Origin of the sequence: Kribbella sp. CA-247076 (assembly GCF_050942445.1) — a bacterium.
GTDB lineage: Bacteria > Actinomycetota > Actinomycetes > Propionibacteriales > Kribbellaceae > Kribbella.
Genome location: NZ_CP192051.1, coordinates 832,272 through 858,091 on the forward strand (window position 1 = coordinate 832,272; position 25,820 = coordinate 858,091).

General features: G+C 70.4%; 25 protein-coding genes. 8 read left to right on the top strand and 17 right to left on the bottom strand.

Going from position 1 to position 25,820, the window contains the following annotated elements:
- Positions 1-65: 65 nt before the first annotated feature.
- From ACQPYZ_RS03935 to ACQPYZ_RS03960, 6 genes are all read right to left on the bottom strand, one after another.
- Positions 66-290 carry a formate dehydrogenase subunit delta gene (locus ACQPYZ_RS03935; RefSeq protein WP_433165286.1) on the bottom strand — a complete coding sequence of 75 codons (225 nt, stop codon included), beginning with the start codon at positions 288-290 and terminating at the stop codon, positions 66-68.
- The gene (gene fdhF, locus ACQPYZ_RS03940) at positions 287-3,100 is read right to left on the bottom strand and encodes a formate dehydrogenase subunit alpha (RefSeq protein WP_433165288.1); all 2,814 of its coding nucleotides are present in this window, start codon (positions 3,098-3,100) and stop codon (positions 287-289) included. The genes ACQPYZ_RS03935 and fdhF overlap by 4 nt, the downstream gene beginning before the upstream one ends.
- Positions 3,097-4,680, bottom strand: a complete 1,584-nt coding sequence (locus tag ACQPYZ_RS03945) for a formate dehydrogenase beta subunit (protein WP_433165289.1) — start codon at positions 4,678-4,680, stop codon at positions 3,097-3,099. Before ACQPYZ_RS03945 ends, fdhF begins: the two co-directional genes overlap by 4 nt.
- Complete coding sequence (locus ACQPYZ_RS03950) at positions 4,677-5,171, bottom strand: NAD(P)H-dependent oxidoreductase subunit E (protein ID WP_433165291.1); 495 nt, start codon at positions 5,169-5,171, stop codon at positions 4,677-4,679. The genes ACQPYZ_RS03945 and ACQPYZ_RS03950 overlap by 4 nt, the downstream gene beginning before the upstream one ends.
- Positions 5,172-5,363: 192 nt before the next feature.
- Positions 5,364-5,903, bottom strand: a complete 540-nt coding sequence (locus ACQPYZ_RS03955) for a GNAT family N-acetyltransferase (protein WP_433165293.1) — start codon at positions 5,901-5,903, stop codon at positions 5,364-5,366.
- A 25-nt stretch (positions 5,904-5,928) separates the two neighbouring features.
- Entirely contained in the window at positions 5,929-6,522 is a 594-nt protein-coding gene (locus tag ACQPYZ_RS03960; protein WP_433165295.1) for a TetR/AcrR family transcriptional regulator, read from the bottom strand.
- A 121-nt stretch (positions 6,523-6,643) separates the two neighbouring features.
- On the opposite strand from ACQPYZ_RS03960, the gene ACQPYZ_RS03965 reads away from it, so the two are divergent.
- Positions 6,644-7,570 carry an SDR family NAD(P)-dependent oxidoreductase gene (locus tag ACQPYZ_RS03965; RefSeq protein ID WP_433165297.1) on the top strand — a complete coding sequence of 309 codons (927 nt, stop codon included), beginning with the start codon at positions 6,644-6,646 and terminating at the stop codon, positions 7,568-7,570.
- A gap of 45 nt (positions 7,571-7,615) precedes the next feature.
- Here the strand turns inward: ACQPYZ_RS03965 and ACQPYZ_RS03970 are convergent, their stop codons facing one another.
- From ACQPYZ_RS03970 to alr, 3 genes are read right to left on the bottom strand one after another with little or no spacing between them, the layout of a single operon-like run.
- Positions 7,616-8,236: a M15 family metallopeptidase gene (locus ACQPYZ_RS03970; RefSeq protein ID WP_433165299.1), complete on the bottom strand. Its 621-nt coding sequence runs from the start codon at positions 8,234-8,236 to the stop codon at positions 7,616-7,618.
- Positions 8,233-9,198: a D-alanine--D-alanine ligase family protein gene (locus tag ACQPYZ_RS03975; RefSeq protein ID WP_433165301.1), complete on the bottom strand. Its 966-nt coding sequence runs from the start codon at positions 9,196-9,198 to the stop codon at positions 8,233-8,235. Before ACQPYZ_RS03975 ends, ACQPYZ_RS03970 begins: the two co-directional genes overlap by 4 nt.
- Positions 9,195-10,280 (bottom strand): alanine racemase, encoded by a 1,086-nt coding sequence (gene alr, locus ACQPYZ_RS03980; protein ID WP_433169621.1) that lies wholly within the window; start codon positions 10,278-10,280, stop codon positions 9,195-9,197. Before alr ends, ACQPYZ_RS03975 begins: the two co-directional genes overlap by 4 nt.
- Before the next feature lie 337 nt (positions 10,281-10,617).
- Between alr and ACQPYZ_RS03985 the strand changes: the two genes are divergently transcribed.
- A complete protein-coding gene (locus ACQPYZ_RS03985; protein ID WP_433165303.1) occupies positions 10,618-11,160 on the top strand; it encodes a CGNR zinc finger domain-containing protein in 543 nt (180 codons plus the stop codon).
- Here the strand turns inward: ACQPYZ_RS03985 and ACQPYZ_RS03990 are convergent.
- From ACQPYZ_RS03990 to ACQPYZ_RS04000, 3 genes are all read right to left on the bottom strand, one after another.
- The gene (locus ACQPYZ_RS03990; protein WP_433165305.1) at positions 11,104-12,114 is read right to left on the bottom strand and encodes a GNAT family N-acetyltransferase; all 1,011 of its coding nucleotides are present in this window, start codon (positions 12,112-12,114) and stop codon (positions 11,104-11,106) included. The two genes, ACQPYZ_RS03985 and ACQPYZ_RS03990, sit on opposite strands and share 57 nt — an antisense overlap.
- Before the next feature lie 33 nt (positions 12,115-12,147).
- Positions 12,148-13,401, bottom strand: coding sequence for an ROK family transcriptional regulator (locus ACQPYZ_RS03995; RefSeq protein WP_433165307.1), 1,254 nt, complete (start codon positions 13,399-13,401; stop codon positions 12,148-12,150).
- 244 nt (positions 13,402-13,645) lie between these two features.
- Positions 13,646-14,242, bottom strand: coding sequence for a TetR/AcrR family transcriptional regulator (locus ACQPYZ_RS04000; RefSeq protein ID WP_433165309.1), 597 nt, complete (start codon positions 14,240-14,242; stop codon positions 13,646-13,648).
- Positions 14,243-14,320: 78 nt separating this feature from the next.
- Here ACQPYZ_RS04000 and ACQPYZ_RS04005 point away from each other — a divergent pair, with 78 nt between their 5' ends.
- On the top strand, positions 14,321-15,151 hold the full coding sequence (locus ACQPYZ_RS04005) for an oxidoreductase (protein ID WP_433165311.1): 831 nt from the start codon (positions 14,321-14,323) through the stop codon (positions 15,149-15,151).
- Positions 15,152-15,338: 187 nt separating this feature from the next.
- Here the strand turns inward: ACQPYZ_RS04005 and ACQPYZ_RS04010 are convergent, their stop codons facing one another.
- On the bottom strand, positions 15,339-16,040 hold the full coding sequence (locus ACQPYZ_RS04010) for a GAF and ANTAR domain-containing protein (protein WP_433165313.1): 702 nt from the start codon (positions 16,038-16,040) through the stop codon (positions 15,339-15,341).
- A 148-nt stretch (positions 16,041-16,188) separates the two neighbouring features.
- On the opposite strand from ACQPYZ_RS04010, the gene nhaA reads away from it, so the two are divergent.
- The gene (gene nhaA, locus ACQPYZ_RS04015; protein WP_433165315.1) at positions 16,189-18,069 is read left to right on the top strand and encodes a Na+/H+ antiporter NhaA; all 1,881 of its coding nucleotides are present in this window, start codon (positions 16,189-16,191) and stop codon (positions 18,067-18,069) included.
- A 93-nt stretch (positions 18,070-18,162) separates the two neighbouring features.
- Positions 18,163-18,636, top strand: a complete 474-nt coding sequence (locus tag ACQPYZ_RS04020; protein WP_433165317.1) for a rhodanese-like domain-containing protein — start codon at positions 18,163-18,165, stop codon at positions 18,634-18,636.
- 2 nt (positions 18,637-18,638) lie between these two features.
- On the opposite strand, the gene ACQPYZ_RS04025 is transcribed toward ACQPYZ_RS04020, so the two are convergent.
- Positions 18,639-19,919, bottom strand: a complete 1,281-nt coding sequence (locus tag ACQPYZ_RS04025; RefSeq protein ID WP_433165319.1) for an FAD-binding oxidoreductase — start codon at positions 19,917-19,919, stop codon at positions 18,639-18,641.
- A gap of 72 nt (positions 19,920-19,991) precedes the next feature.
- Between ACQPYZ_RS04025 and ACQPYZ_RS04030 the strand changes: the two genes are divergently transcribed.
- Entirely contained in the window at positions 19,992-21,395 is a 1,404-nt protein-coding gene (locus tag ACQPYZ_RS04030; protein WP_433165321.1) for a PLP-dependent aminotransferase family protein, read from the top strand.
- A gap of 35 nt (positions 21,396-21,430) precedes the next feature.
- On the opposite strand, the gene ACQPYZ_RS04035 is transcribed toward ACQPYZ_RS04030, so the two are convergent.
- Positions 21,431-22,369, bottom strand: coding sequence for an MBL fold metallo-hydrolase (locus tag ACQPYZ_RS04035; protein ID WP_433165323.1), 939 nt, complete (start codon positions 22,367-22,369; stop codon positions 21,431-21,433).
- Between the two features lie 124 nt (positions 22,370-22,493).
- Here ACQPYZ_RS04035 and ACQPYZ_RS04040 point away from each other — a divergent pair, with 124 nt between their 5' ends.
- Positions 22,494-23,375: a LysR family transcriptional regulator gene (locus tag ACQPYZ_RS04040; RefSeq protein WP_433165324.1), complete on the top strand. Its 882-nt coding sequence runs from the start codon at positions 22,494-22,496 to the stop codon at positions 23,373-23,375.
- Positions 23,372-24,244 (top strand): serine hydrolase, encoded by an 873-nt coding sequence (locus ACQPYZ_RS04045; RefSeq protein WP_433165326.1) that lies wholly within the window; start codon positions 23,372-23,374, stop codon positions 24,242-24,244. The genes ACQPYZ_RS04040 and ACQPYZ_RS04045 overlap by 4 nt, the downstream gene beginning before the upstream one ends.
- On the opposite strand, the gene ACQPYZ_RS04050 is transcribed toward ACQPYZ_RS04045, so the two are convergent.
- Together ACQPYZ_RS04050 and ACQPYZ_RS04055 are read right to left on the bottom strand one after the other, a co-directional pair.
- Positions 24,241-24,630, bottom strand: a complete 390-nt coding sequence (locus tag ACQPYZ_RS04050) for a RidA family protein (protein ID WP_433165329.1) — start codon at positions 24,628-24,630, stop codon at positions 24,241-24,243. The two genes, ACQPYZ_RS04045 and ACQPYZ_RS04050, sit on opposite strands and share 4 nt — an antisense overlap.
- A gap of 31 nt (positions 24,631-24,661) precedes the next feature.
- Positions 24,662-25,774, bottom strand: coding sequence for a hypothetical protein (locus tag ACQPYZ_RS04055; RefSeq protein WP_433165330.1), 1,113 nt, complete (start codon positions 25,772-25,774; stop codon positions 24,662-24,664).
- Positions 25,775-25,820: the final 46 nt, after the last annotated feature.

Consider the following 25,820-nt stretch of genomic DNA (forward strand, 5'->3'; position numbering starts at 1 on the left):
CCCAGGCGGCCGAGCGGGAAAGTAGTCGCCGCCGGCCGATACCTCCTGTCCTTCGGTACCCCGACTCACTTCGCGGCCACCTGCAGCTGCTGGGCGGCCAGCGCCGCGACCGGGTCGAGGTCCTCGGCGCCGGCCTCGACGTGGGCGATCAGGGCCTTCTTCATCCGCGGGTCCCAGGCCGCCTTCATGTGGTTCGCGATCGCGGTGGCCGCGTCCGCCGGCGGGCGGTGGGCGAACTGGACCGCGATCTCGTTCGCCAGTCGCACGTACGGCGGGAGCGTGCCGCTCATCGTGTACCTACCGCTTCGCGCTCGGACGTGGTCGCCGTCGGCTGGGTCAGCAGGTCGACCTGGACAGCGGTGACCTTGTACTCCGGGCAGTTCGTCGCCCAGTCGGAGTTGTCGGTGGTGACCACGTTCGCCCCGCTGACGGGATGGTGGAACGTGGTGTAGCAGACGCCGACCGGCATCCGGTCGGACAGCTTCGCACGCAACGTGGTCCGGCCGACCCGGCTCGACAGCGCGACCGTGTCGCCGTCCTCGATCCCGCGGACCTCGGCGTCGTGCGGGTGCAGCTCGAGGATGTCCTCGGGGTGCCAGGCGACGTTCGCCGTCCGCCGGGTCTGCGCGCCGACGTTGTACTGCGACAGGATCCGGCCGGTGGTCAGGATCAGCGGGAACTTCCGCGTCGACCGCTCGCTCGTCGGCACGTACACGGTCTCCATGAACCGGCCCTTGCCCCGGGTGAACTCGTCCTCGTGCATGATCGGCGTCCCGTCCGGGTGCTCGAGGTTGCACGGCCACTGGATCGAGCCCTGCTTGTCCAGCTTGTCGAACGAGACACCCATGAACGTCGGCGTGGTCAGCGCGATCTCGTCCATGATCTGCGCGGCCGAGTCGTAGTGCATCGGGTAGCCCATCTGCTGGGCGATCTCGCAGACGATCTCCCACTCCTGCTTGCGGGTCTTCGGCGCCATCACCGGCCGGACCCGGTTGATCCGGCGCTCGGCATTCGTGAACGTGCCGTCCTTCTCCAGGAACGACGTACCGGGCAGCAGTACGTGCGCGAACTTCGCGGTCTCGTTGACGAACAGGTCCTGGACGACGAGCAGGTCGAGGGCTCCGAGTGCGGCGAACACGTGCTGGGTGTTCGGGTCGGACTGGGCGATGTCCTCGCCCTGCACGAACAGGGCCTTGAAGGTGCCGTCGATCGCTGCGTCGAACATGTTCGGGATCCGCAGGCCGGGCTCGTTCAGCAGCGGCGTACCCCAGAGCTGCTCGTAGACCTCGCGGACGCCGTCGTCGGAGACGTGCCGGTAGCCGGGCAGCTCGTGCGGGAACGAACCCATGTCGCAGGAGCCCTGCACGTTGTTCTGACCGCGCAGCGGGTTCACGCCGACGCCGCGCCGGCCGATGTTGCCGGTGGCCATCGCGAGGTTCGCCATGCCCATCACCATGGTCGAGCCCTGGCTGTGCTCGGTGACGCCGAGGCCGTAGTAGATCGCCGCGTTGCCGCCGGTCGCGTACAGCCGGGCCGCCGCGCGGATCTCTTCCGCCGGTACGCCGGTGATCTCGGCGACCGCCTCCGGGCTGTGCTCCGGCCGGGCGATGAACGACGCCCAGGTCTCGAAGTCCTCACACCGACTGTCCACGAAAGGACGATCGACCAGGTCTTCGGTGACCACGACGTGCGCGAACGCGTTGATGATCGCAACGTTCGTGCCCGGTGCCAGTTGCAGGTGGTGCGCGGCCTCGATGTGCGGCGAGCGGACCAGGTCGATCCGGCGCGGGTCGGCGACGATCAGCTTCGCTCCCTGGCGCAGCCGCTTCTTCATCCGGGACGCGAACACCGGGTGCCCGTCGGTCGGGTTGGCGCCGATGACCAGGATCACGTCGGCCTCCTCGACCGACTTGAAGTCCTGCGTGCCGGCGGACTCGCCGAAGGTCTGCTTCAGGCCGTACCCGGTCGGCGAGTGGCAGACCCGGGCGCAGGTGTCGACGTTGTTGTTGCCGAACACCGCGCGGACCATCTTCTGTACGGCGTACACCTCTTCGTTCGTGGTCCGCGAGGACGTGATCGCGCCGATCGAGCCCTGGCCGTGCTCGGCCTGGATCTCCCGCAGCCGGCGGGCGGTGAAGCCGATCGCCTCATCCCACGCCACCGTCCGCCACTCGTCCGCGATGCTGTCGCGCACCATCGGCTCGAGCACGCGGTCCGGGTGGCTGGCGTACCCGAAGGCGAACCGGCCCTTCACACACGAGTGGCCCTCGTTCGCGCCGCCGTTCTTGTACGGCACCATCCGGACCAGCTCGTCACCGCGCAGCTCGGCCTTGAACGAGCAGCCGACCCCGCAGTACGCGCAGGTGGTGAGGACCGACCGCGTCGGCATGCCGAGCTCGACCACCGACTTCTCCTGCAGGGTCGCGGTCGGGCACGCCTGCACGCACGCGCCGCACGAGACGCAGTCGGACTCGAAGAACGACACCCCGGCACCCGCGGCCACCTTGGAGTCGAAGCCGCGGCCCTCGATCGTGAGCGCGAGCGTTCCCTGTACTTCGTCACAGGCCCGGACGCAGCGCGAACACGCGATGCACTTCGAGGCGTCGAAGTCGAAGTACGGATTGGAGGAGTCGGTCGGCAGGTCCAGGTGGTTCGCTCCGGCCTCGACGCCGGAGCCGTAGCGCACCTCGCGGAGACCGGTCACACCGGCCATGTCCTGCAGCTCGCAGTCGCCGTTGGCCGAGCAGGTCAGGCAGTCGAGCGGATGGTCGGAGATGTACAGCTCCATCACGCCGCGGCGGAGTTTGCCGAGGCGCTCGTTCTGGGTGCGGACCACCATGCCGTCCGCGACCGGCGTCGTACACGAGGCCGGCGTACCGCGGACGCCGTCGATCTCGACGATGCACAACCGGCAGGAACCGAAGGCCTCGAGACTGTCGGTCGCGCACAGCTTGGGGATGTCCAGGCCGGCCTCCTTGGCCGCGCGCATCACCGACGTCCCCAGTGGCACGGCGACGGTCACTCCGTCGACGGTCAGATTGATCGTGGCTGCACCGTCGCGGGCAGGAGTGCCATAGTCGGGTTCCTTGAGCAGCGTCATGCCTGGAAGTCCTCTCCGAAGTGGCGGACGGCGCTACGGACGGGCATGGGGGTCAACCCGCCCATCGCGCAGAGCGACCCGTCGGTCATCAACTCGCACAGGTCGTCGAGCAGCACGAGGTTCTTCTGCCGGTCGTCACCAGCCACGATACGGTCGATCGTCTCCACACCGCGGACCGCGCCGACCCGGCACGGCGTGCACTTGCCACACGACTCGGCCGCGCAGAACTCGAACGCGAACCGGGCCATCGCGGCCATGTCCACCGACTCGTCGAACACCACGATCCCGCCGTGCCCGACCATCGCCCCCGCGGCCGCGAACGTCTCGTAGTCCATCTGCAGGTCGAACTGCTCGACCGGCAGGTACGCACCGAGCGGGCCACCTACCTGGACGGCGCGGACCGGGCGGCCGGACGACGTACCGCCGCCGAAGTCGTTCACCAGCTCGCCGAGAGTGATGCCGAACGCGGTCTCCACGATCCCGCCGCGGGCGACGTTGCCGCCGAGCTGGAACACGCTGGTGCCGAGCGACCGGCCGACGCCGTACGCCGCGTAGACCTCGGCGCCGTGCGCGAGAATGGTCGGGACCGTGGCCAGCGACAGCACGTTGTTGACCACGGTCGGCCGGCCGAAAAGCCCTTCAAGCGCAGGGATCGGCGGCTTCGCGCGAACCGTCCCGCGCTTGCCCTCGAGGCTCTCCAGCATCGAGGTCTCCTCGCCGCAGATGTACGCGCCGGCACCGACCCGCACGTGCAGGTCGAAGCTGAGCCCCGAGCCGAGGATGTTCTCGCCCAGCCAGTTCTCGGCGCGGGCGAGCTCGATGGCGGCCTTCAGCGTCGCGACCGCGTCCGGGTACTCCGACCGCAGGTAGACGTAGCCCTCGGTCGCACCGACCGCGTACGCCGCGATCGTCATCCCCTCGATCAGCGTGAACGGATCGCCCTCGATCAGCATCCGGTCCGCGAACGTGCCCGAGTCGCCCTCGTCGGCGTTGCAGCAGACGAACTTGAGCTCCGACTGCGCGCCGAGCACGGTCCGCCACTTGATCCCGGTCGGGAACCCGGCACCCCCACGGCCCCGCAGCCCGGAATCGACGACCGTCTCGACCACCTCGGCCGGCGTCATCGACAGTGCTTGCCGCAGGCCCTTCATCCCGTCATGGGCCGTGTAGTCCTCGGCCGACAGCGGATCGATCACACCGACCCGGGCGAACGTGAGCCGCTGCTGCCGCTTCATCCACGGCAGCTCCTCGACGAGACCGAGGTACGCGCCGCTGCCTCGCCCTCCGCCGATGCCTCGCCCTTCGCCGAGGTCTTGCCCTTGGCTGACTTCGCGGCCTTGGCCGCCTTCGCCGCGGAGCATGCCGGCCGCGATCAGCCCGTCGACGTCCTCCGGAGCGACCGGCCCGTAGCCGACCCGGCCTTCGGGGGTCTCGACCTCGACCATCGGCTCCAGCCAGAGCATGCCGCGCGAGCCGGTCCGGACGACCTCCACGCCGGCCGTCGCGGTGATCCGCTCGGCGACCTCGTCGGCGCCGACCGACCGCGCCGCGGCGTCCCTCGGGACGTAGACCTTCGTCATCGAGCCTCCCCGAGGATCGCGTCGAGGCGGGCCGGCGTGACCCGTCCGTGCAGCTTGGCGCCGACCTGCACCGCCGGGCCGAGGGCGCAGTTGCCGAAGCAGAACACCTCGTCCAGCGTCAGCCGGCCGTCCGCGGTGCTCTCACCGAACCCGCAGCCGGTACTGCGTTTCGCGTGCTCGGCCAACGCGACCGCGCCGACCGACCGGCACGCCTCCGCCTGGCAGATCGCCACGGTGGTACGTCCGGCCGGCGTACGGCGGAAGTCCTTGTAGAACGTGACGACGCCGTGGACCTCGGCCACGGCGATGTTCAGTACGTCGGCGATCACCGGGATGTCGCCCTGGTCGACGTACTCGAGCTCCTCCTGGATCGCGTGCAGGATCGGGATCAGCGCGCCCCGGAGCCCACGTAGTTCGGTGGCTATCTCACGCACCCGCTGGGCACGCCCGGGGACCGGGACGGGGGCGGCGGCCACGACCTCGCTCGTCATGTATACAACATTCCGTCGCCAAGGCCGCAGGGTCAAAGCAATGCTGCCTATGAGGTGATAGACGGCTTCTATCAACCGGATCGCCGTCGTGCGGGGGTTCGCCGGCGACCGCAGGCTGAGCTGCTGCTCCATCGTGCCGGTGGGCCGCAGGCCGGGCTGCCGCACGGCCGTGACAGGAGGTCGCGGCCCGAGCTACGGCAAGGCCGTGACGGCAGGCCGCAGGCCGAGCCACTGCTCGGCGCCCCAGGCCTCGAACCGCTCCACCTCGGCGAACCCCAGCTTCGCCGCGAGCCGCATCGAGCCGGCGTTGGCGGACTGAGTGGTGAGCACCACCGGCTCACCCGGCAGGACACCGTCGAGCCAGTCGAGCGCGGCCGTACACGCCTCGGCGGCGTACCCGAATCCCCAAGCCCGCGGCAGGAACAGATAGCCGAGATCGGCCTTCCCACTGGCCGCGGGGCGACTGTGTCCGGTCGCCCGCCGGAGCAGGATCTGACCGATCATCGACCCGTCGAGCTCCACGACGAAGTTCCCCGGCCACCGCCGGGGCGTCTCCGGCAGATCGCGCTCGAGCTCGTCACGCGGGCGGGGGCCGCCGAGGTAGGCGTTCACCTCTGGCGAGGTGTGCAGTTCGATGAAGGCCACACGGTCCCGCGCCTCGGGCTCCCGCAGCACGAGCCGCTCGGTCCTGATCGGCGCAGGCGGCCAAACTACAGCTCCCAGATCCTCCATTCGCGCACGCTAACGCACGCTCGAGTCAGGTCGGGCGGGGCTCAAGGCCCCGCAGGGCGGTGTCAACGAGGTGGTCGACGTACTCGTCGGTGAGTGGGCCGGTGCGTTGCAGCCAGCGGTTGAGGACGGGTCCGAAGATCAGGTCCACCGCGACGTCCAGGTCCACGTCCTCGCCCAGTTGGCCGGCGGTCTGGGCCGAACGGAGACGGTCCTTCTTCAGCTCGCGCATCGGTCCGTCGAGGCGCTGCACGTAGTCGGCGGCGAGCGCAGGGTCGTGGACGATCTCGGTGTGCAGGGCGCGCATCGGCTGGTCGTACCGCGGATCCTCGAGCTCGATGACCGTGGCCTTGAGGACGAACTTGAGGTCGGCCGCGAGGTCACCGCTGTCCGGTAGCGGGTGAAGCTCGCCGTCCTCGCCGCCCGAGAGCCCCAGGAACGCGTCGAACATCAACGCGCCCTTCGACGGCCACCACCGGTAGATCGTCTGCTTCCCGACGCCGGCGGCGGTCGCGATGCGCTCGATGGCGACCTTCTGGTAGCCGACCTCGGCGACCAGATCCAGGGCGGCACCGAGGATCGCCTGCCGGGACGTCTCGCTGCGGCGGGTGGCGTTGGGCATGCGACTACCCTAGCACCTGATGAGACGAGACGGTCCGTCTTGACAACTGTTGTGAGCCCTGTAGTGTTTCGCTCATCAACGAGACGCAACGGTCCGTCTCGTGGTGACGAGAGGATCCGAAATGGAAACCACAGGCAAGCCGACGGCCGACGCGTCGGACGTGACGGGTGTCGAGAGCGGGCGGAGTGCGGCTGGGATGGCGCGGGTTGCGGGTGAGCGGGTCTGGTTCGTCACCGGGGCGAGTCGGGGGCTCGGGCGGGCGTTCACCGAGGCGGCGCTGGGGGTCGGCGATCGGGTCGTCGGTGTCGCGCGAGACGTCACGCCGCTGAAGGACCTCGCCGATCGGCACGAGGGCCGCTTGCTGGCCTTGCCGCTCGACGTGACCGATCGCTATGCCGTCTTCGACGTCGTCGACGAGGCCGTCCGGCAGTTCGGCCGCCTCGACATCGTCGTGAACAACGCCGGCGCGCTGTACGCCGGGATGGTCGAGGAGTTCACCGAAGCACAAGCCCGCGCCCAGTTCGACCTGAACTTCTTCGGCGCACTGTGGGTCAGCCAGGCCGTGATGCCGCACCTGCGAAGCCAGGGCAGCGGGCACCTCGTGCAGATCTCCAGCATCGGTGCGCTCGGTGGCTTCCCCAGCACCGGTCTCTACAGCGCCAGCAAGTTCGCCCTCGAAGGCATGAGCGAAGCCCTCGCAGCCGAGGCGGCCTCGTTCGGCGTCAAGCTCACCATCGTCCAACCCGGCGGCTACTGGACGGACCTGTACGCGAACACCACGGCGACCACGCCGAACCAGGTCTACGACCCGCTCCGCGCCGAGCTCGAGAAGCAATGGGCCGAAGGCTCGATCGACAGCGAACCGCGCTTGGCTGCCGAAGCCCTGCTGAAGCTCGTCGCGAGCGACGACCCGCCGCTCCGCCTCCTGCTCGGCAGCATGATCTACGACCTGGCCTTCGAGCTCTCCCGCCAACGCATGACCACCTGGTCAGCCTGGGAAGACGTCAGCCGAGCCGCCGAGAAGGCCGTCCCGGCGCCAGGAAGCTAGTGCCCAGAGTCAGAAGCTCGGCGGGGGGTTTCGGCGCCCACGACACTAGGCCCGGCTCGACACTGGTCCGTAGAGGGCGTGGTCCCGGTCCTCCACGAAGGCCCAGTAGCGGTCGCCGTAGGACCAATGCCACCACTCGGTCGGGTAGTTCACCAGGCCGGCGGCGGTGAGTACGTCGGCGAGCAGCGCGCGGTTCGTCCGGGCGTCCCGGCTGATGGTGGCCGCGTCGAAGAAACACGCGCCGTTGCTCTGCTCGGGGGTCGCGTCGATCGGCGTGCCGAGGTCGAGCGGGCCGTGCGCGCCGATCAGCGTCAGGTCGACGGCGGCCCCGGCGACATGCGGTGCGACGTCGACCGGGGCGACGAACCGGCTCGTGAGTGCGTCGAGGTCGTGGCCGGCGCTGCCCGGATGCAGTCGCTCAAGCTCGGCGCGGTAGTTCGCGTAGATGTCCTGCTGGATCTCGAGCGGGCGCAGGCCTTCCACAACGTGCAGACGTACGCCGGACGGCAGGAAGGCGTCGGCCGTGGCGAGCCGATCCGCGACGCCTTCACGGACGAACTGCTGATCCCGCGTCGAGATGCCGCGGGTGAAGAGGTCGACCAGCGGCTCACCGTTCTCGACCGCCGGGATCCGGCTGATCCGGTCGTCGCTCAGCAGCACGGTCATCCGCGCGCCACCGCGGTCCGGAGCAGGGTGTCGACCACCTCGGCGTAGCTCATCCCGGCCGCCGCCCACATCCGCGGAAACTGCGACGCCGGCGTGAATCCAGGAAAGGTGTTGATCTCATTGACCACCGGCACCCCGTCGGCCGGGACGAAGAAGTCGACCCGGGCCAAGCCTTCGCAGCCGAGCACCTCGAAGACCTCGATCGCGGTCCGCCGCAGTCGCTCGGCCAGCTCCGGCTCCAACGGCGCGGGTACGACGAACCGGGTGGCACTGCTGTCGTACTTCGCGGCCGCGGTGAAGAACGGCTCGCCCGGATCGCTGTGGATCTCCAACGCCGGCGCGGCCTCGACCCGCCCGTCCGGGAACTCCAGCACGGCCAGGTCGATCTCTCGGCCGACCATCTCCCGCTCCACCAGCACATGCGGATCGAGCACAGCGGCGTCGGCGATCGCGTGCGACAACGTCGGCAGGTCGGTCGCCCGGGCCACACCGAAGCTGGATCCGCCGTTGCCGGGTTTGACGAAGACCGGGAAGTCCAGGCCGGCCGCCTTGAGTTTCTGCATCACGGCCTCGGTGTCTGCGAGGTCCGGACCGGCCAACGTGATCCCGGGAGTAATGGCGATCCCGTGGGCTCTCAGCACCGACTTGGTGAGGTGCTTGTCGAGTCCGACCGCGCTGGCCGCCACGCCGCTGCCGACGTACGGGACCTTCAGTTGCTGGAGGAATCCTTGCAGCGTGCCGTCCTCACCGCCTTCACCGTGCAGAGCCGGGACGGTGACGTCGCAGGCCTGGAGGATCTCGATCGCCTCGTGCTGGCCGTCCACCCAGTTGCCTTCAGCATCGATCACCAACGGGATCGGCGTGTGGCCGAGCAGGCTGACCGCTTTGACGATGCCACGTCCGCTCGCCAGCGACACCTGGTGCTCCGGGCTCGCGCCGCCCATGACGACTGCCACCTTCATCGGGCCGTCTCCTCGTAGCGGCGAGGCACTCGGGCGCCGATGCCGCAGTAGATCTCGTGCGGGATGGTGCCGGCCCAGTCGGCCCAGTCCTTGCAGGTGGGTTCACCGCGGGAGCCGTCGCCGAAGACGGTGACCGGCTCGCCCGGTTCGACGGGCAGGTCGCCGGCGTCCACGACGAACTGGTCCATCGCGATCCGGCCGATCACCGGCATCCGGACTCCCCGGCACAGCACGCTCGCCTTGCCGGCTACGACCCGTGGGATGCCGTCGGCGTACCCGAGGGGGACCAGGGCAACGGTCGTGTCGTGGGACGCGACGAAGTCGTGTCCGTACGAAACGCCTTCGCCTGCGCGGATCCGGCGTACCTGGGCCAGCTTGGTCACCAGCCGCATCGCAGGTCGGAGCCCGATGCCCAGCTCGTCGATCCCGTACAGCCCGGCCCCGACTCGGACCAGGTTGCAATCGGACGCGTCCAGCGTGATCGCCCCGGCGGAGTTCGCCAGATGTACGACGGTGGGTTGCAGGCCGGCGCGTCGAGCGAGAGCCACACCGGTGCGGAGCAGGCGCAACTGTTTGCGACTCTGGAGCGCGTCCGGGGTGTCGCCGTGGGAGAGGTGGGACCAGATACCGCGGACCGTGAGCGCGCCGAGGGCTTCGTAGTGCGCGGCGGCGCGCGTGAGTTCGACCCAGTGGTCGGGTGCGCTGCCGGATCGGTGCAGGCCGGTGTCGAGTTTTAGGTGCACGTGGTGGATCGACGGGTTGGACACCACGCGCTGCAGTTCTGCAATCGTCGAGACGCTCACGTCCACGTCGAGACCGCCGAGCAGCATGAGTTCGGCGGCGTCGTACAGCCAGGTGAGGATCGGCACGGTCAGCCCGGCCGCCCGGAGTTGCAGGGCTTCCTCGGCCCGCGCGACGCCGAGCCAGGTCGCGCCGGCCTCGATGGCCGCGCGGGCCACGGGTACGGCGCCGTGCCCGAAGGCGTCCGCCTTGACCACAGCGAGAATCCCCTGTGGGACAAGGCGACGGAAGGTGCGGACGTTGTTGCGAACCGCCGAGAGGTCAACAACCGCCTCCGCCAGCCCAGCGAACGACCCGCCCCCGAGCGATCCGCGCGTCGACTCGCCGGCGAGGGAGCCACCGGGAAGGGAGCTGTCGGGGACGGAGCTGCCGGGGTTTGCCGTGCTGGTGAGGGTGTTGCTGGGGTTTGGCTTGCCGGTGGTCGGGGCGGCCGCCGGGTGTGGGCGGGACGGGTTTTGGACCGGATGCATGTCCGGTATTGTTGTTTCCGGCAATGATCAGCTTCATCGGTTCGAAGACCGATGTTTCCGGACCACTGCTACGACCCTGGTATGACCGGGCTCCTCCGGATGAATGAAATCGGCCGCTCCGGCGAACTTTCCCCGGCATACTGGACGCGTGGAAGCCACCGATCACCTGAAGGCGTCGCTGGTGGCGGCGATCGCGCTGGCCAACACCTTCGGTTCTCCGTGGCGCCAGGGCCGGGCCGCTCAGGAGCCGACCGTCACCGCCGTACAGGACGTCCTCAGGCTGACCACGAACCAGGCGGTCGAGGTGGACCTCGCGGCGTACGCACCCGGCGCCAAGCAGTTGTACGACGCCCTGGGCCGCCTGCCGGCCGGTGACGTCGACCCGGCGGTCGAGGTGGTGAACGAGTTGCTCAGGAGCACGAAGGCGGCGCCGCAACTGACGCGGCACGAGGATGCGCCCTGGCACCTGCACTTCGGTGATCCAGCCGAGGTGACCGGGTGGATCGCGGAGTTCGCCACCGCGACCGCGATGCTGCTCGGCAGTCAGGACGTCCATCGCCTCCGCCGGTGCGAGGCCACGCGGTGTGAGGACCTGTTCCTCGACGCGACCCGTAACCGGACCCAGCGCTTCTGCTCAACGGCCTGCCAGAACCGCACCAAGGTCGCCGCCCACCGCGCCCGCAGCGCCTGACCCCTTCGCCGTCACCATGGTTGCCTCCCGCAACCAGCCGAGCCGGCGGTACAGCTGCTCGCCGTCGGCTGTTGCCATCAGCAACCCGGTCGAAGCACCCCGCTCGACCGCCCGCCGGCTCAACACCCCCATCACCACGCTCCCCAGCCCACGGCGCCGATACGCCGGCTCGGTCTGAATGTCATGCATCACCGCAACATCGCCCGTCACCGCCACCATCCCTCGCGCAGCAACCCCACCATGCGCACCCACCACCCGCACCACTTCCAGCGCTCCGCGAGACTCCACCACCACCTCGCCACCAGCCACCACCCCGCGCACCACGACTTCACGATCCGACGCCAAGACTCCCGCGCGCCCCATCGCTCCTCGAGGCTCCACGAGTGCGTCTCCGCCCGCCGCCACGCCGCGCGCCACGACTTCGCGATCCGGCGCCAGGACTCCCGCGCGCCCCATCGCTTCCCGAGGCTCCATGCGCGCGTCTCCGCCCGCCGCCACGCCGCGCACGACTTCGCGATCCGACGCCGGGACTCCCGCGTGCCCCAGGGCTCCCTGAGGCTCCACCAGCACGTCCCCGCCCGCCGCCGTCCCGTGCGCGGGCTCCAGCGGTCCCCGCGATTCCAGTGCAACCTCGTCTGAAGGAGATGGCTGAGGATGGGTGCGTAGGTCGATCGACATCAGAGACTTGTGCTCCGCGAACGGCTCCAGTCCGGCGTCCGCCAGTCGGTGCGCGACATCGTCGCCGTGCTGCGTGGTCACGGTCAGCCAGGTGTCTCGGACCGTCGTGGCTGCCAGTCGGTCCACGACCGCCGGATCGTCAGTCAACGCGAACAGTTCGCGTTCACGTCCCGGCAATCCCAGTACGACGGCCAGCGCACCGTCGTACTCGACGGGCGGAGCCAGCCCCCGGCACAGTCGCCAGCCCTCGACCCAGCGCCTCAACAGCTCGTCCATGCCGTTGAGTGTAACTGCTTAGTACGGGATTAGTCAGTTACTGTTACCGAGGACGAAGGTCTGGATCGCGACCACCGCTGCGCCGCGGGCCCACTCGGTGAAGTCGGCGGGCTGCAGGACCATCGGCAGTTCGGCGCCGGAGGGATGGCGGTCGGCGTGCAGGCCGGCGAGCAGTTCGTCGTGGGCGACCTCGGCCAGGCGTACGCCCTCGCCGCCGAGGACGACCAGCTCGGGCATGGTGAAGTTCGCGGCCGCGGCGATCAGTCGGCCGAGGGCGCGGCCGGCCCGGCTGACGACCTGCGTCGCCGCGGCGTCGCCCTTGGCAGCCAGGTCGAGGCACTCCTCGTAGTCGATCGGGCGGCCGAGAGCGTTGCCGACCTGCTCGGTGATGGCGCCGACGGTCAGCAGGCTCATCGCACATCCGTGGTGACCGCGGTCGCACCGCGGCCCGTCCGTCACCAGGGGATGGTGGCCGATCAGACCGATACTCGTGTCCGGGCTGTCGACGGTCCGGTTATGGACGACCAGCCCGTACCCGATCCCGACTCCGATCGTCAGCAGGACGAAGCGTTCGGAGCCACGGCCGGCGCCGAACCAGTGCGTCGCCTCGGTCAACGCGTCGAGGTCGTTCGCGACGACGACCGGTACGTCGGTGCCGGTCGCGAGCAGGTCGCCGAGCGGCACGTCGACCCAGTCCAGGTACGGACCCCAACGGACCTCGGACGTGGCCGAGACCCGGCCGCCCACGGTCACGCCGAGACCGCTGATCGGTCGCTGCCCCGGTGTCTGTGCGGCGAGGTCGTCGGCGAGCTCCAGGACCAGCGCGGCAACCGCCGATGGAGTGTGGTCGGTCAGTGGTCGCTCGATGCTCGCGATCGTCTCGGCCCGCAAGGTCGTGAGTACGCCGATCGCGGAGTCTCCGGTGAGCTTGACGCCGACGAAATGATGGGCGGCCGGATCAAGGTCAAGCGGCTGCGACGGTCGACCGACCCGCGCATCTGTCGATCGGTCTGCTTGGCCCAGGTCGGCGGTTTGGCCGACGCCCGCGCCGGTTTGCCTGGTGCTCCGCGCATTCGTCGGCCGGCCCGGATGGCTTGGGGCGGCGGTTTGGCCGGCGGGGGTCTCGACGAGGAGGCCGGACTCGACCATCGGCTTGGTCAGCCGGGTCAGACTGCCCGGCGACAACCCCACCCGGCGGGACAGTTCGGCGCGCGACAACGGCCCGTCCAGCAGAATCTCCAGCGCCACCTGCCGAGACGGACCCGTCAACGGCCGCCACTCACCCACCCGCTCAGGGTAATCGGTACACCGACAGCACCCCCTCGGGATGCCGGTGAGCCGAACGGCCCGGCGATGGAGGTGGTGGTGGGTGGGGGAGGTTGGACGCCGGGACGTGACCCGGTCCGCGGTTCTGGCCGCACAAGCCCCGGCGTCGAGCTCAACCCCACGGTCCGCAGGTGACCACCAGTGGATGGAGGTGCGGACCAATAGCGGGCGAAGTACCCAATTCCTCTTGAAGTATGCACCCGTTTCACCGGGAAGGCGGCCGCCGTTTTCCTATATTTTCAGAACGTTTCAACGACTCCGGCCCGACGAGACCGCGGAAGACCAGCGTGAGCCACCGGGCCCGCGCCTCCGGCGGTTGGTCGATGGGCGCGGACGAGATCAGCAGGTAGAAGTCGTCGACGGTGACGTCCGGGTGCAGGTCGCCGTCCTTCTGCGCGGCCGCGATGAGTGGCTCGACCGCGGCCCGTGCCCGGCTCTCGGCAGCTTCGTCGACGGTGGCGGCGCCGAGCGCGCGGGCGGCGGCCTTGACCGCGTGGTCGACGGCGGACGTCTCCAGGACGCGCTCGACGAACGAGGTGATCTCGTCGATCGCGGTGGCGCCGGCCGCGAGCCGCGCGTTCGCCGCCTCGGCGTCGTCGGCGACATGGCCCAGGTACTCGGCGATGACCGCGGTGACCAGGTCGGTCTTGTTCGGAAAGTGCCGGTAGAGCGTGCCGACGGCCACGCCCGCCGCGGCGGCGATCTCGTCCATCCCGGCCTCGGGACCGGACCGGGTGATCTGCTCGCGGGCGGCGTCGAGGATCTTCTGCCGGTTGCGAACCGCGTCGGCGCGGGGACTCACAGGCGACTCCTTGCAATATCGTGAACCATGGTTCATGATCATCGTGAACCGGAGTTCATCTTACCTTGAGGGACGGCCATGACAGCCAAGATCATCCTCGTCACCGGCGCTTCGTCCGGGATCGGCGAGGCGACCGCCCGCAAGCTGCACACGCTCGGGCACACCGTGTACGGCGCCGCCCGCCGGGTCGACCGGATGGCCGCGCTGGCCGCCGACGGCATCCGGCCGATCGCCATGGACGTCACCGACGAGGACTCGACGAGGGCCGGAGTCGACCGGATCCTGGCCGAGTCCGGGCGGATCGACGTACTCGTGAACAACGCCGGCTACGGGTCGTACGGCGCGCTCGAGGACGTGCCGTTGTCCGAGGCGCGGTACCAGTTCGAGGTGAACGTGTTCGGCGCGGCGCGGTTGATCCAGCTCGTGCTGCCGGGGATGCGGGCGCAGGGCAGCGGCACGATCGTGAATCTCAGCTCGATGGGTGGGCGGATCCACACCCCGCTCGGCGGCTGGTACCACGGCACCAAGTTCGCCCTCGAGGCGCTCAGCGACTGCCTGCGGCTGGAGGTCGCGCGGTTCGGCGTCGACGTGGTCCTGATCGAGCCGGGCGGCATCCACACCGAATGGGGCGGGATCGCGGCCGACAACCTGCGGAAGGTCTCCGCCTCCGGTCCGTACGCCGGCCAGGCCGAGGCGATGGCCGACGCGATGGACTCGGAGCGCGCCGACCGCCGCAGCTCCCCGCCGACCGTGGTCGCCGACGCGATCGCCCGCGCCGTGACCGCCCGGCGGCCGCGGACCCGCTACCTGGTCGGCTTCGCCGCCAAACCGCTGGTCGCCGCCCGCCGCATCCTGCCCGACCGCGCCTTCGACCGGCTGATCAAACAGGCCAGCGGCGTCCGCGACTAGGGCACGTCCCCGGCCGACGTCCGTGCGGGAGCCCGCAGGCGCCGATCAGGTGCCGGCCGACCTCAGTGCGGGAGCCCGCGAGTGTCGATCAGGTGCCGGCCGACGTCCGTGCGAGAGCCGCACGCGTCGAACGGGTGCGGCCAGCCAGCGATCAGGTGCCGGCTGACGTGTCGACCTGAGGGCGAGCTCAGTGGGGGAGTTTGCGGGTGTCGATCAGTTGCTGGGCGACGTCGCGGAGCTTGGTGTTCGTGTCCTGCGAGTAGCGCTTGAGAATGGCGAAGGCGCGGTCGCCGTCGACGTCGAACCGCTCCATCAGGATCCCCATCGCCTGGCCGACCAGCTTGCGGGCGTCGACGGCCTGGGCCATCGTCTCCTCGTGCCGGGCGGAGGCGACCGCGACCGAGGCGTGCCGGGCCAGGATGTGGGCGATGGCCTCGTCGTCGTCACCGAAGGCGTCCGGGATCGGGCTGTACAGACCGAGTACGCCGACGGTCGAGCGGGACCCGTCGCCGGTGGCCAGCGGGACGTCGAGGACGCTGCGGACGCCGAGGGCCGCGACCTTCTCGGCCCACTCCGGCCAGCGGTCGTCGATGAGGGTGTCGCGGATCAGCACGGTCGACCGCTCCCGCAGCGCGGCGACGAGCGGGCCGTTCTGGCTGTTGAGCTGTAAGGAGTACACGTCGTCGACCACTGGGTCGGTGGTGGCGGCGATCTCGGGCTGGGAGCCACGGGTGTACAGCGCGACGCCGGCGTAGCTGCAGTTGAGCGCCTGCAGGGCGAACTGGACGACCGCGTCGATCGTCTCCTCCACCCCCGGTGCGTCATGCATCTCGATCGCCAGCCGGGCGAAGGCGTCGGCTGACGTCGCGGCGAGGTCGTGCTCGGTCAAGGGGACTCCAGTCGTGCTCGAGCCATCGGGCACCCCGTGGCTGGAGTGGTCCTCAGGAGACATCATGCAGCCCCTGCCCCCCAAACTGTTAGCCGGACCGCCCGGCGAATTTTCTGGGTCGTTGAACCCAGAACGATACAGTGAAGTTATGACCGACTTCCCGGCGCTGCTGAGCGGCCGGACCAGCTGGCGGCGGGAGATCGCGGCACCGGTGCGTGCCTTCCTGCGCACCGAGGCGGGCAGCTCCGGCGTGCTCGCCGCGGCGATCCTGGTCGCGCTGGTCTGGGCCAATCTCGCTCCCGGGACGTACGACGAGTTCTGGCACACCGAGCTGTCGATCGGGCTCGGCGGCGACGAGCTCTCGCTGGACCTGCGGGAGTGGATCAACAGCGGCCTGATGACACTGTTCTTCCTGGTGGTCGGGCTCGAGGCGCGGCGCGAGTTCGACCTTGGTGACCTGCGCGACCGAAGCCGGTTCGTGCTGCCCCTGGTGGCCGGAGTCGCCGCGATGATCGTGCCGGTCCTCATCTACCTGGCGTTCAACGCCGGTGGCGAGGGCGCCCACGGCTGGGGTGTGGCGATGTCGACCGACACCGCGCTCGCGCTCGGCCTGCTCGCGCTGGTCGGCCGCGGCGTACCGGACCGGGTCCGGGTCTTCCTGCTCACGGTCTTCGTCGTCGACGACGCGATCGCGCTGCTGGTCATCGCCGTCGTCTACAGCGAGGACATCGCCTTCATGCCGCTGATGGTGGCGCTGGCCGCCTTCGCCGCGGTGCTCGTGCTGGCGTTCCTGCGGGTCCGCAAGGCGTGGATGTACGTCGTCCTGGGCGTCGTCACCTGGGCGGCCCTGCTGACCAGCGGCGTCGATCCCGTGGTTGCGGGCCTCGCGATCGGGCTGACGGCGTCGGCGTACTCGCCGGGGCGGGAGGAGCTCGAGCAGGCGACCGGGCTGTTCCGGCTGTTCCGCGAGCAGCCGACGCCCGAGCTGGCCCGCTCCGCGACAGTCGGGCTGACCGCGACGATCTCGCCGAACGAGCGGCTGCAGTACCTCTACCACCCGTGGGTGAGCTTCCTGATCGTCCCGCTCTTCGGGCTGGCGAACGCCGGCATCCCGGTCCACCCGGACTTCCTCGGTGAGGCGTACACCTCGCCGATCACGCTCGGCATCCTGGTCGGGTACGTGGTCGGCAAGCCGCTCGCGGTCACGGTGGTGTCCTGGCTGCTGGCGCGGTTCTCGCACGGACGCTACCGGCCGCTCGTCGGCTGGGCGGCGGTCGTCGGCAGCGGCACGATCGCCGGCATGGGGTTCACCGTCTCCTTGCTGATAGCAACGATCGCGTTCGAGGGGCCGGCGCTCACGGAGGCCAAGCTCGGGCTGCTGTCGGCGGTGGTGGTGGCGTCGGTGCTGACCTGGCTGGTGTTCCGCGCGGCCAAACTGCTGTCGCCGCCGAAGAAGGCGATGGCGCTGCTCGGCGACGCGGAGCAACTGGTCGACCTGGCCGAGCCGGTGGATCCCGAGCGGGACCACATCCGCGGCCCGGAGACGGCCTCGGTGACGCTGGTCGAGTACGGCGACTTCGAGTGCCCGTACTGCGGCCGCGCGGAGACCGTCGTCCGGGACCTGCTGCAGGACGACGACCTGCGGTACGTGTGGCGACACCTGCCGCTGACCGACGTGCACCCGCGGGCGCAGATCGCGGCCGAGGTGTCGGAGGCGGCCGCCGCCCAGGGCGCGTTCTGGGAGATGCACGACCTGCTGCTCGCGAACCAGGAGAACCTGCAGCCCAAGGACCTCCTCCGGTACGCCGAGGAGCTCGGGCTGGACCTGGATCGCCTGCACGACGACGTGAAGCGGCACGTGGCCGCGGCCCGGGTCGCGCAGGACGTCGAGTCGGCCGACCTGAGCGGGGTCTCCGGGACGCCGACGTTCTTCGTGAACGGCGAGCGGCACTACGGCGCGTACGACGTCGACACGCTCAAGACCGCCATCAAGGTGGCCCGGGCCCGCGCGAAGCTGGTGAAAAGCTGACTGGATCTTGATGCACCAGGGCATTCCTGCCACTGTTGCCCGTCCTGGTGATGCCGGACGCTGGTGACTCCGCTGATCGAGAAGGAGCCCCGGATGTCCGTTGACCTGCAAACGTCGGCTGTTCTGCAGACCCCCGCCGCCGGGCGGGACGCCGCCGTCGCGCACTTCGCCGGCCGGTTGTCGTTCGAGGCCGACGTGTCCGACGTGGCCGCGGACATCGGTGCCGGTGTGGTCGGCTGGGTGCTGGTCGACAGCCGCAGCCAGGAGAGCTGGGACCAGGGTCACGTACCCGGGGCGATCCACCTGCCGACCCGGGAGATCGCGGCCCGCGCGGCGACCGTCGTACCTGCGGGCACGACGGTCGTGACGTACTGCTGGGGGCCGGGGTGCAACGGCGCGACCAAGGCCGCACTCGAGTTCGCCAAGCTCGGCTACCCGGTGAAGGAGATGATCGGCGGCTTCGAGTACTGGTACCGCGAGGGCCTGCCGGTGGAGACCGCCGACGGCGTCGAGCGCCGCGCGGCCGACCCGCTGACCGCTCCCCGCGGCGTCGCCTGCGCGTGCTGACGTCAGGCTGTTTCGAGCGCCCGGTCGGCCGGGCGGATGTTCTGGTTCAGGTGGAAGACGTTCTCGGGGTCGTACTTCGTCTTCAGCTCGGTCAGCCGGGTCAGCTTGCCGGGTGAGAACGCCCGGCTGATCGAGTCGCCGTTGAGGACGTTCAGGTAGGCGCCGCTCGCGTACGGCGCCAGCGTGGCGGCGTAGTCGCGGAGCTCGGCGATCCGGGTCGCGTCCTCGGCCGGGTCCTCCCAGCGGACGGCGGTGACGAACTCGAACAGGGTGTCCCGGTGGCTGAAGGCCGCGTCGTCGTCGGGTACGTCGGCGATCGCACCGCCGTACGCCTGCAGGCTCGCGGACACGCCGGGCGTGCGCAGCAGCGCCTGGATCGCGTCGTCGGGGAGGGCCTTGAAGTAGTGGCCCTTCCAGTAGCGGCGGTAGCGGTGGCCCTGCACGTTGTCGTCGCGGCTCTGCAGGGTCAGGTACGGCATCTCCTCGACGTACTCGCCGATCGGACCGAGCGCCCGGAAGGCGTCCAGCAGTTCGTCGCCGCCTTCACCGACCCACACGTAGCCGAGGGTGACCGCGTCGGCCGTGATGCTCGCGGTGAACGTCGCCTCTCGCGGCGCGGTGGCGTTGAGCTCGCGCCAGGCCCGCACAGCGTCGAAGCCGGCCTCCGGCGGATAGGTGAACTCGGCGACCAGCGCCCGCGTGCCGACGTGGTGCAGCCGGAACTCGAACGACGTGACAATCCCGAAGTTCCCGCCGCCGCCGCGCAGGCCCCAGTACAGCTCGGGGTTCTCGTCCGCGCTCGCCCGGACGACGTCGCCGTCGGCGGTCACCAGTTCGTATGACACGACGTTGTCGCAGGCCAGCCCGAACTGCCGGGCCAGCCAGCCCATCCCACCGCCGAGCGTCAGACCGCCGACCCCGGTGTGCGAGACGTTGCCCGCGGTCGTCGCCAGGCCGTAGCGCTGCGCGGCCTTGTCCAGCTCTCCCAGCAACGCACCACCCTGGACGTACGCTCGCTGCCGCTCCGGCACCACCTTGACCGCGTTCATCGGGGTGAGGTCGATCATCAGGCCGCCGTCGGGGACGGCGTGGCCGGCGATGCTGTGGCCGCCGCAGCGGACGCCGATCTCCAGACCGGCCTCCCGGGCGAAGCGGACCGCGGCGACGACGTCGGCGGTGTCGCGGCAGCGCGCGATCGCGGCCGGGTGCCGGTCGACCATCGCGTTCCACACCGACCGGGCCTCGTCGTAGCCGGCGTCCCCGGCCTGCAGCAGCTTGTTCATCGTCGCGCTCCTCGTCGTTCGGGCTCTCCATCACCCTGACAGCGCAGCGGCCCTCCGATAAGGTCCAGTTGCGTGAGCCGAATCAGGACCAGTTCCGGGGCCGGCGAGCTGCTGGTGGAGCTCCGCCGGGACGCCGGCGTGCCGCTGCACCAGCAGCTGGAGAAGGCGATCCGGGACCGGATCCGGCAGGGCCTGATGCGCGCCGACACCGTGATGCCGTCGACCCGCGCGCTCGCGCAGGACCTCGGCCTCTCCCGCGGGGTGGTCGTCGAGGCCTACCAGCAACTCGTCGCCGAGGGATATCTGGTCAGCCGGGGTGGCGGCTACACCCAGGTCGCGGACATCGCCGTGGTCGAAGCCTCCGCGACCGCACCCCGCACCGCATCCCCGCCGCGAATCGACTTCAAGTACAGCAAGCCGGACGTCACGCAGTTTCCGCGTGCGGCCTGGCTGCGGTCCCTGCGCAAGGTGCTGAACGAGATGCCGCACCTGAGCCTGGCCTACCTCGACGGCCGCGGGACGCTCGAGCTCCGGCACGCGCTGGCGGACTACCTCAACCGGGTCCGCGGTACGGCGGCGCGGCCGGAGAACATGCTGATCTGCAACGGCTTCGCCCAAGGATCGCGGTTGCTGCTGCAGGTCCTGGCCAAGCACGGCTACCGGCGGCTCGCGGTCGAGGACCCGTCGGACAACGAGTTGCGGGACGTCGCCACCACGGCCGGGCTCGAGGTGGTCGGCGTACCCGTGCTGGAGACCGGGATCGACGTCGACGTCCTCGAGCAGTCCGGGGCGGACGTCGTCCTGGTCACGGCCGCGCACCAGTTCCCGACCGGCGCGGTGGCGTCGGCCGAGACGCGGGCGGCGCTGGTGGCCTGGGCGGTACGGCGGGACGCGCTGGTGATCGAGGACGACTACGACGCGGAGTACCGGTACGACCGGGAGCCGATCGGCGCGATGCAGGGTCTGGCGCCCGACCGGGTCGCGTACGCCGGGACCGCGAGCAAGACCCTGGCTCCGGGGCTGCGGCTCGGCTGGCTGATCCTGCCGCCCCGGCTGGTCGGACCCATGTCCGACGCGAAGCTGGTGGACGACCGCGGGTCGCCGGTGCTGGAGCAGTTGGCGTTCGCGGACTTCGTCGCGCGCGGCGAGTTCGACCGGCACCTGCGCCGGATGCGGCCGCACTACCGGCTGCTCCGGGACACGCTGGTCGACCGGATGGCGGCCCGGCTGCCGGAGCTGGTGCCGGTCGGGGTGTCGGCCGGGTTGCACGTGCTGACGTGGCTGCCGCCGGGGATGTCCGAGAGTGCGGTGAGCGCGGCGGCGCTGGAGCGAGGTCTCGGGGTCTACGGGTTGGCGCCGTACTGGATGGACGAGGGCCGGCCGGGGCTGGTGTTCGGGTACGGCAGCCTGACGGTCAAGGCGGTTGCTGAGGGCATCGATCTGCTCGCGGACACGGTGGCCGGTCTGGGTAGGTAGCGCCCAGACCGGCTAGGTCTGTGGTCATAGCATGGTCAGAGCGTGAGCTTCTCCAGGTGGTCCAGGACGACGAACTCCGCGCCGGTCTTCTCGACCGAGGTGCGCAGCGGGGTCAGGTCGGTCCAGGGCACGCCGGGCTTGTCCAGCGGGAGGTCGAAGTCGTCCCAGTGGGTCGCGACGACCTTCCGCACCGGCTTGATCGTCCGCAGCAGCCGGTCGGTGATGCCGGGCTCGCCACCCGGGGCGGCGAGGACGACGTCCACCTGCAGGTCGCGCAGGGCGTTCGGGTCGAAATTCGCCGTACTTAGGCTGAGGATCCGGACGCCGCCGATGGTGATCACGTACGCGAGCGTGCCGCCCTCGAGCAGGTCCTCGATCACCCGCGGCCGCGGCGGTACGCCGTCCAGCCGGTAGCCCGGGTACGCGTAGGTGTGGTGGCGTCCGCCGCACGAGTGCAGGGACGGGAAGACCTCGACGGTGAACCCCTCGAACGGGAGGTACTCGCCGCCGCGGACGGGGGACAGGAGCTCGGCCGGGGTCCGCATCGCCGTCAGCATGTTGACGTGCGACTCGGTGCCGAGAACGGTCGCCTGCGTCTTCTTCGCGACGTACGGGACGTCGGCGATGTGGTCGTAGTGCCCGTGGTGCACGAGGATCGCGTCGGCCGTGGAGATGTAGCGGTCGACGACCTCCGGCTTGATCACCAGTTTCGTCTTCGGGTCCGCGCCCTCGGGGGCGAACGTGCCGGTCTTGAACCGGGTGATCCACGGATCGGTCAGCACGATGTGCTTCCCGGAGCGGATCTGCCACGCGTGCGTGCCGAGCCAGGTCAGCTCGACGGTCTGTCGTTCCTGGGCCGCCGTCGCCGTCGCCGTCGCCGGCTCCGCGGTCGCTGCCTCGCCGCGGGTCGCCACGCCGACGACTCCGGCGGCACCGGCCGCGGCCGCCCCCGTGATGATTCCTCTGCGACTCACCTTCACGCCGTCTCCTCTCGTCGTACCGGAGACCACAGTCAAGGCGAGCCGGACGTGGCGTGTCGAATATGCTCTCGGGCATGAAGCGATTGCCGGGACATATCGCCGCAGGTCAGCAGGGTCCATGCTGACCGAACGTCACCTGCAGATCTTCATCGCGCTGGCCGAGGAGCAGCACTTCGGGGACGCCGCGCGGGCGGTCGGCATCACCCAGCCGCCGCTGTCGCAGGGGCTGCGGCGGCTGGAGGCGCTCGTCGGCGCGAAGCTGTTCGAGCGCGGACAGGGCCGGGTGGAGCTGACCCCGGCCGGGGCGGCGCTGCTGCCGTACGCGCGGCGGGCGCTGACCTCGATCGAGGAGTTGCACCAGGCCGCCGTCGCCCGTGATCCGGAGGGCCCGGAGATCAGGCTCGGGCTGGCGCCGGAGGTCCCGCCGTCGGCCGGTGCCGCGGTGGCGGCGGCGTGCGGGGCGGCGATCCCGGGGAGCCGGGTGACGGTGGTGTCCGCGCCGACGAGTTCGCTGGTCGGTCAGGTGTCCGCGGGCCGGCTGACGCTGGCCGTCGTACTGCATCCCGCCGTGCTGGACGGGCTCGAGGCCGGGCCGGTGACGTTGCTGCCGACGTGCGCGCTGGTGCCGACGGCCGTCGTGCCGGACGACGGCGATGAGGTGAAGCTGCGGCAGTTGAGTGGCCTGCCGGTCGCGGTCCGGCCGCGGGCGGAGGCGCCGGCGGCCCGCGATCTGTTCCTGGACACGCTGGCGTTGCACCGGCCGGACGGCGGGACCGTCGTGGTCACCGACGAGCGGGCCGGGCTGGCGATGGCCGCGGCGGGCCAGGCGCTGGTGGTGACGGCGGATCCGTCGTTGACCGCGCCGGGCGTCGGCCGGCATCGCCTGGTCGACGATCCGTTGCCGGTGCGGTTGCGGTTGGTGTGGTCCCGGACGCGTACGCCGTTCCTGCGGCCGGCCGACGTGATGGCGGACCTGACGAACGCGCTGGTGGTGCCGTGAACGCGCGGATCAAGGCCGTCTTCGACGACGCCGGCGTCCGCGGTTGGCTGCACGCGGTCGCGCTGGAGTCGCCGGCGGACACGGTCGAGGTGGACGCGGACGGCGTCGTACCGATGGCGTCGGTGTACAAGCTGCCGTTGCTGGCCGGGTTCTGCCGGCTGGTGGATCTGGGGGAGCTCGATCCGGTGGCGCGACTGACGTTGGATCCGGCGGAGCGGACCGCCGGGCCGACCGGGCTCTCGGTGCTGGCGGATCCGGTGACGATGTCACTGCGGGACCTGGCGGTGTCGATGATGACGGTGTCGGACAACGCCTCGGCCGACGCGTTGCTGGAGTTGGTCGGGCTGCGCCGGTTGGCGGAGCTGCTCGAGTCGTTCGGCCTGCGACGGACCTGGGTACGGCGGGGGACCGCGGCGAACCTGCGTGACCTGCAGCGGCGGACGGGTCTGGACGACCCGAACGCGGCGCTCGCCGTGCTCGCCGACAACGACCGCACCGATCCGGCCGGTGTCTACGAGGCGGCCAACGGGTCGGCGAGCAGCCCGCGCGACATGACGTTCCTGCTGCGACGGTTGTGGGCGGGCGAGTTGCTGTCGGCCGAGCAGACGGACTTCGTGAAGACGACGATGCACCGGCAGATCTTCCAGCACCGGATGGCGTCCGGCTTCCCGCACGACGGCGTACGCGTCGCCGGGAAGACCGGCACCTTCGGAGCCCTGCGGCACGAGGTCGGGGTGGTCACGCTGCCGGGCGGGGCGGCGTTCGCGGTCGCCGTGTACACGTTGGCTGCTCGCGGTGACCTCCGCCAGCCGCGGGTCGACGCGGCGATCGGCGAAGCCGCCCGGGTGGCGGTGGATCTGTTGCGTTAGACGACGGCGTACGCCTCGATCTCGAGGAGGGCCTCGGGTTTGAACAGGGCGACGACCTGGACCGCGGTGCTCGCGGGTGGGTTGGCGGTGTCGACGTACTCGTCCCGCGCGGTCCGGATCGCCGGCAGGTGGGCGATGTCGGTGACGTAGAAGTTCAGCTTCACCACGTCGGCGAAGGTCGCACCGGCCGCTCGCAGGCAGCTGTCCAGGTTCGCGAACACCTGCCGCGCCTGCGCGTCGGGGTCGCCCACGCCGACAAAGTTGCCGTCGGCATCCAACGCGACCTGGCCGGCGATCGCCACCCACTGCCCCGGCCCGGTCACCACGTGGCTGTACCCGTTCCCCGCCGCGACGCCTTCGGGTGTGGGGTGAGAGAGCTTGCTCAAGAGTTCCTCCCGGCTGGTTGTGCGGCCATTCTTACTCCGCCGACAGCACTTCGGCGAAGAAGTTTCCGACCGCGTCCTGCATCTCGCGGTCGAAGCGGTGCGGGCCGGGGAGGACGAGGGACCGGTAGGAGCCCGGGCCGTGGCGGAAGCGTTCGGTGAGCTCGCGGTCGGCGGCACGCATGCCGTCGGGCAGGAAGAGGTGGTCGTCCTCGGCGTAGACGACGAGCTGATGGTGCCGGGCGCGACCGGCGGTCAGCGACGGAGGGTCGAGGTCGCGCAGCGGCCCGGGCGTGGTGAACAGCCAGGAATGAGCGTCGAGGTACGCCGGGACGAGTGACGCCCTGGTTGTCATCATGCAGACGATCGCCGAGGCGCGGATGCCGGGATCCAGGGCGGTCAGGTGGGCCGCGCGTCCACCACCGCCCGAGAACCCGAACACGCCGATCCGCCCCGCGTCGACGCCGTCGAGCTCGCGTAACACGCTCAGCGCGACGAGGTCGTCGTACGCGACCATGCCGGCGAACGACGTACCGAGGAGGCCTGCGGCCTTCGCGATCGTGTGCTCGTGATGGGCGGCGGCTGCGTCGTACCACTCGTCGGGATCGGGTGAGTGGCCCGCCGCTTGCCAGGCCCTCTCGTACGTCGTCATCACCTCGCGCAACCGGTGCGGCAACGGATCCAGGTCGAACCGGCGGGAGGCCCAGGCGAACGCGTCGTGGCACAGGACCACGAAGCCCGCGCGGGCCAGCGTGTTGGCGACGGCGCGGTCCTCGTAGTACTCGCGCCGGAGCTTGACCGCGCCGGCGCTCGGCTGGGGAGTCTCGACCATCCGCTCGGCGCCGACCGACTTCACGCCGCCATGGCTGTGCAGCCCGAGCAACGCCGGACTCGGGCTGCGGCTGTCGTGCGGACGCAGAAGCCAGGCGCGGGTCGCCGGGCCGAACCCGGTGCTCCACTCGAGCACCTGCCCGTGGACATCGTCCGATTGCCAACTGTCAACAATCCGCACCAAAGGCGGCGCGGGCGGTCCGGGTACGCCGAGGAGTCGGGCGGTCCGCGCGGTCAGCTCGTCCCCGGTCAGCGGAGCCGCGTCCCGGAGGAAGCCGGGCCAGTCGTCGTACCCGCCGAGCGTGGTCGGTCTCACGCCTGCCGAGCTGGGACCTGTCCGCTGAGCGTCGCCGGCACCTGTC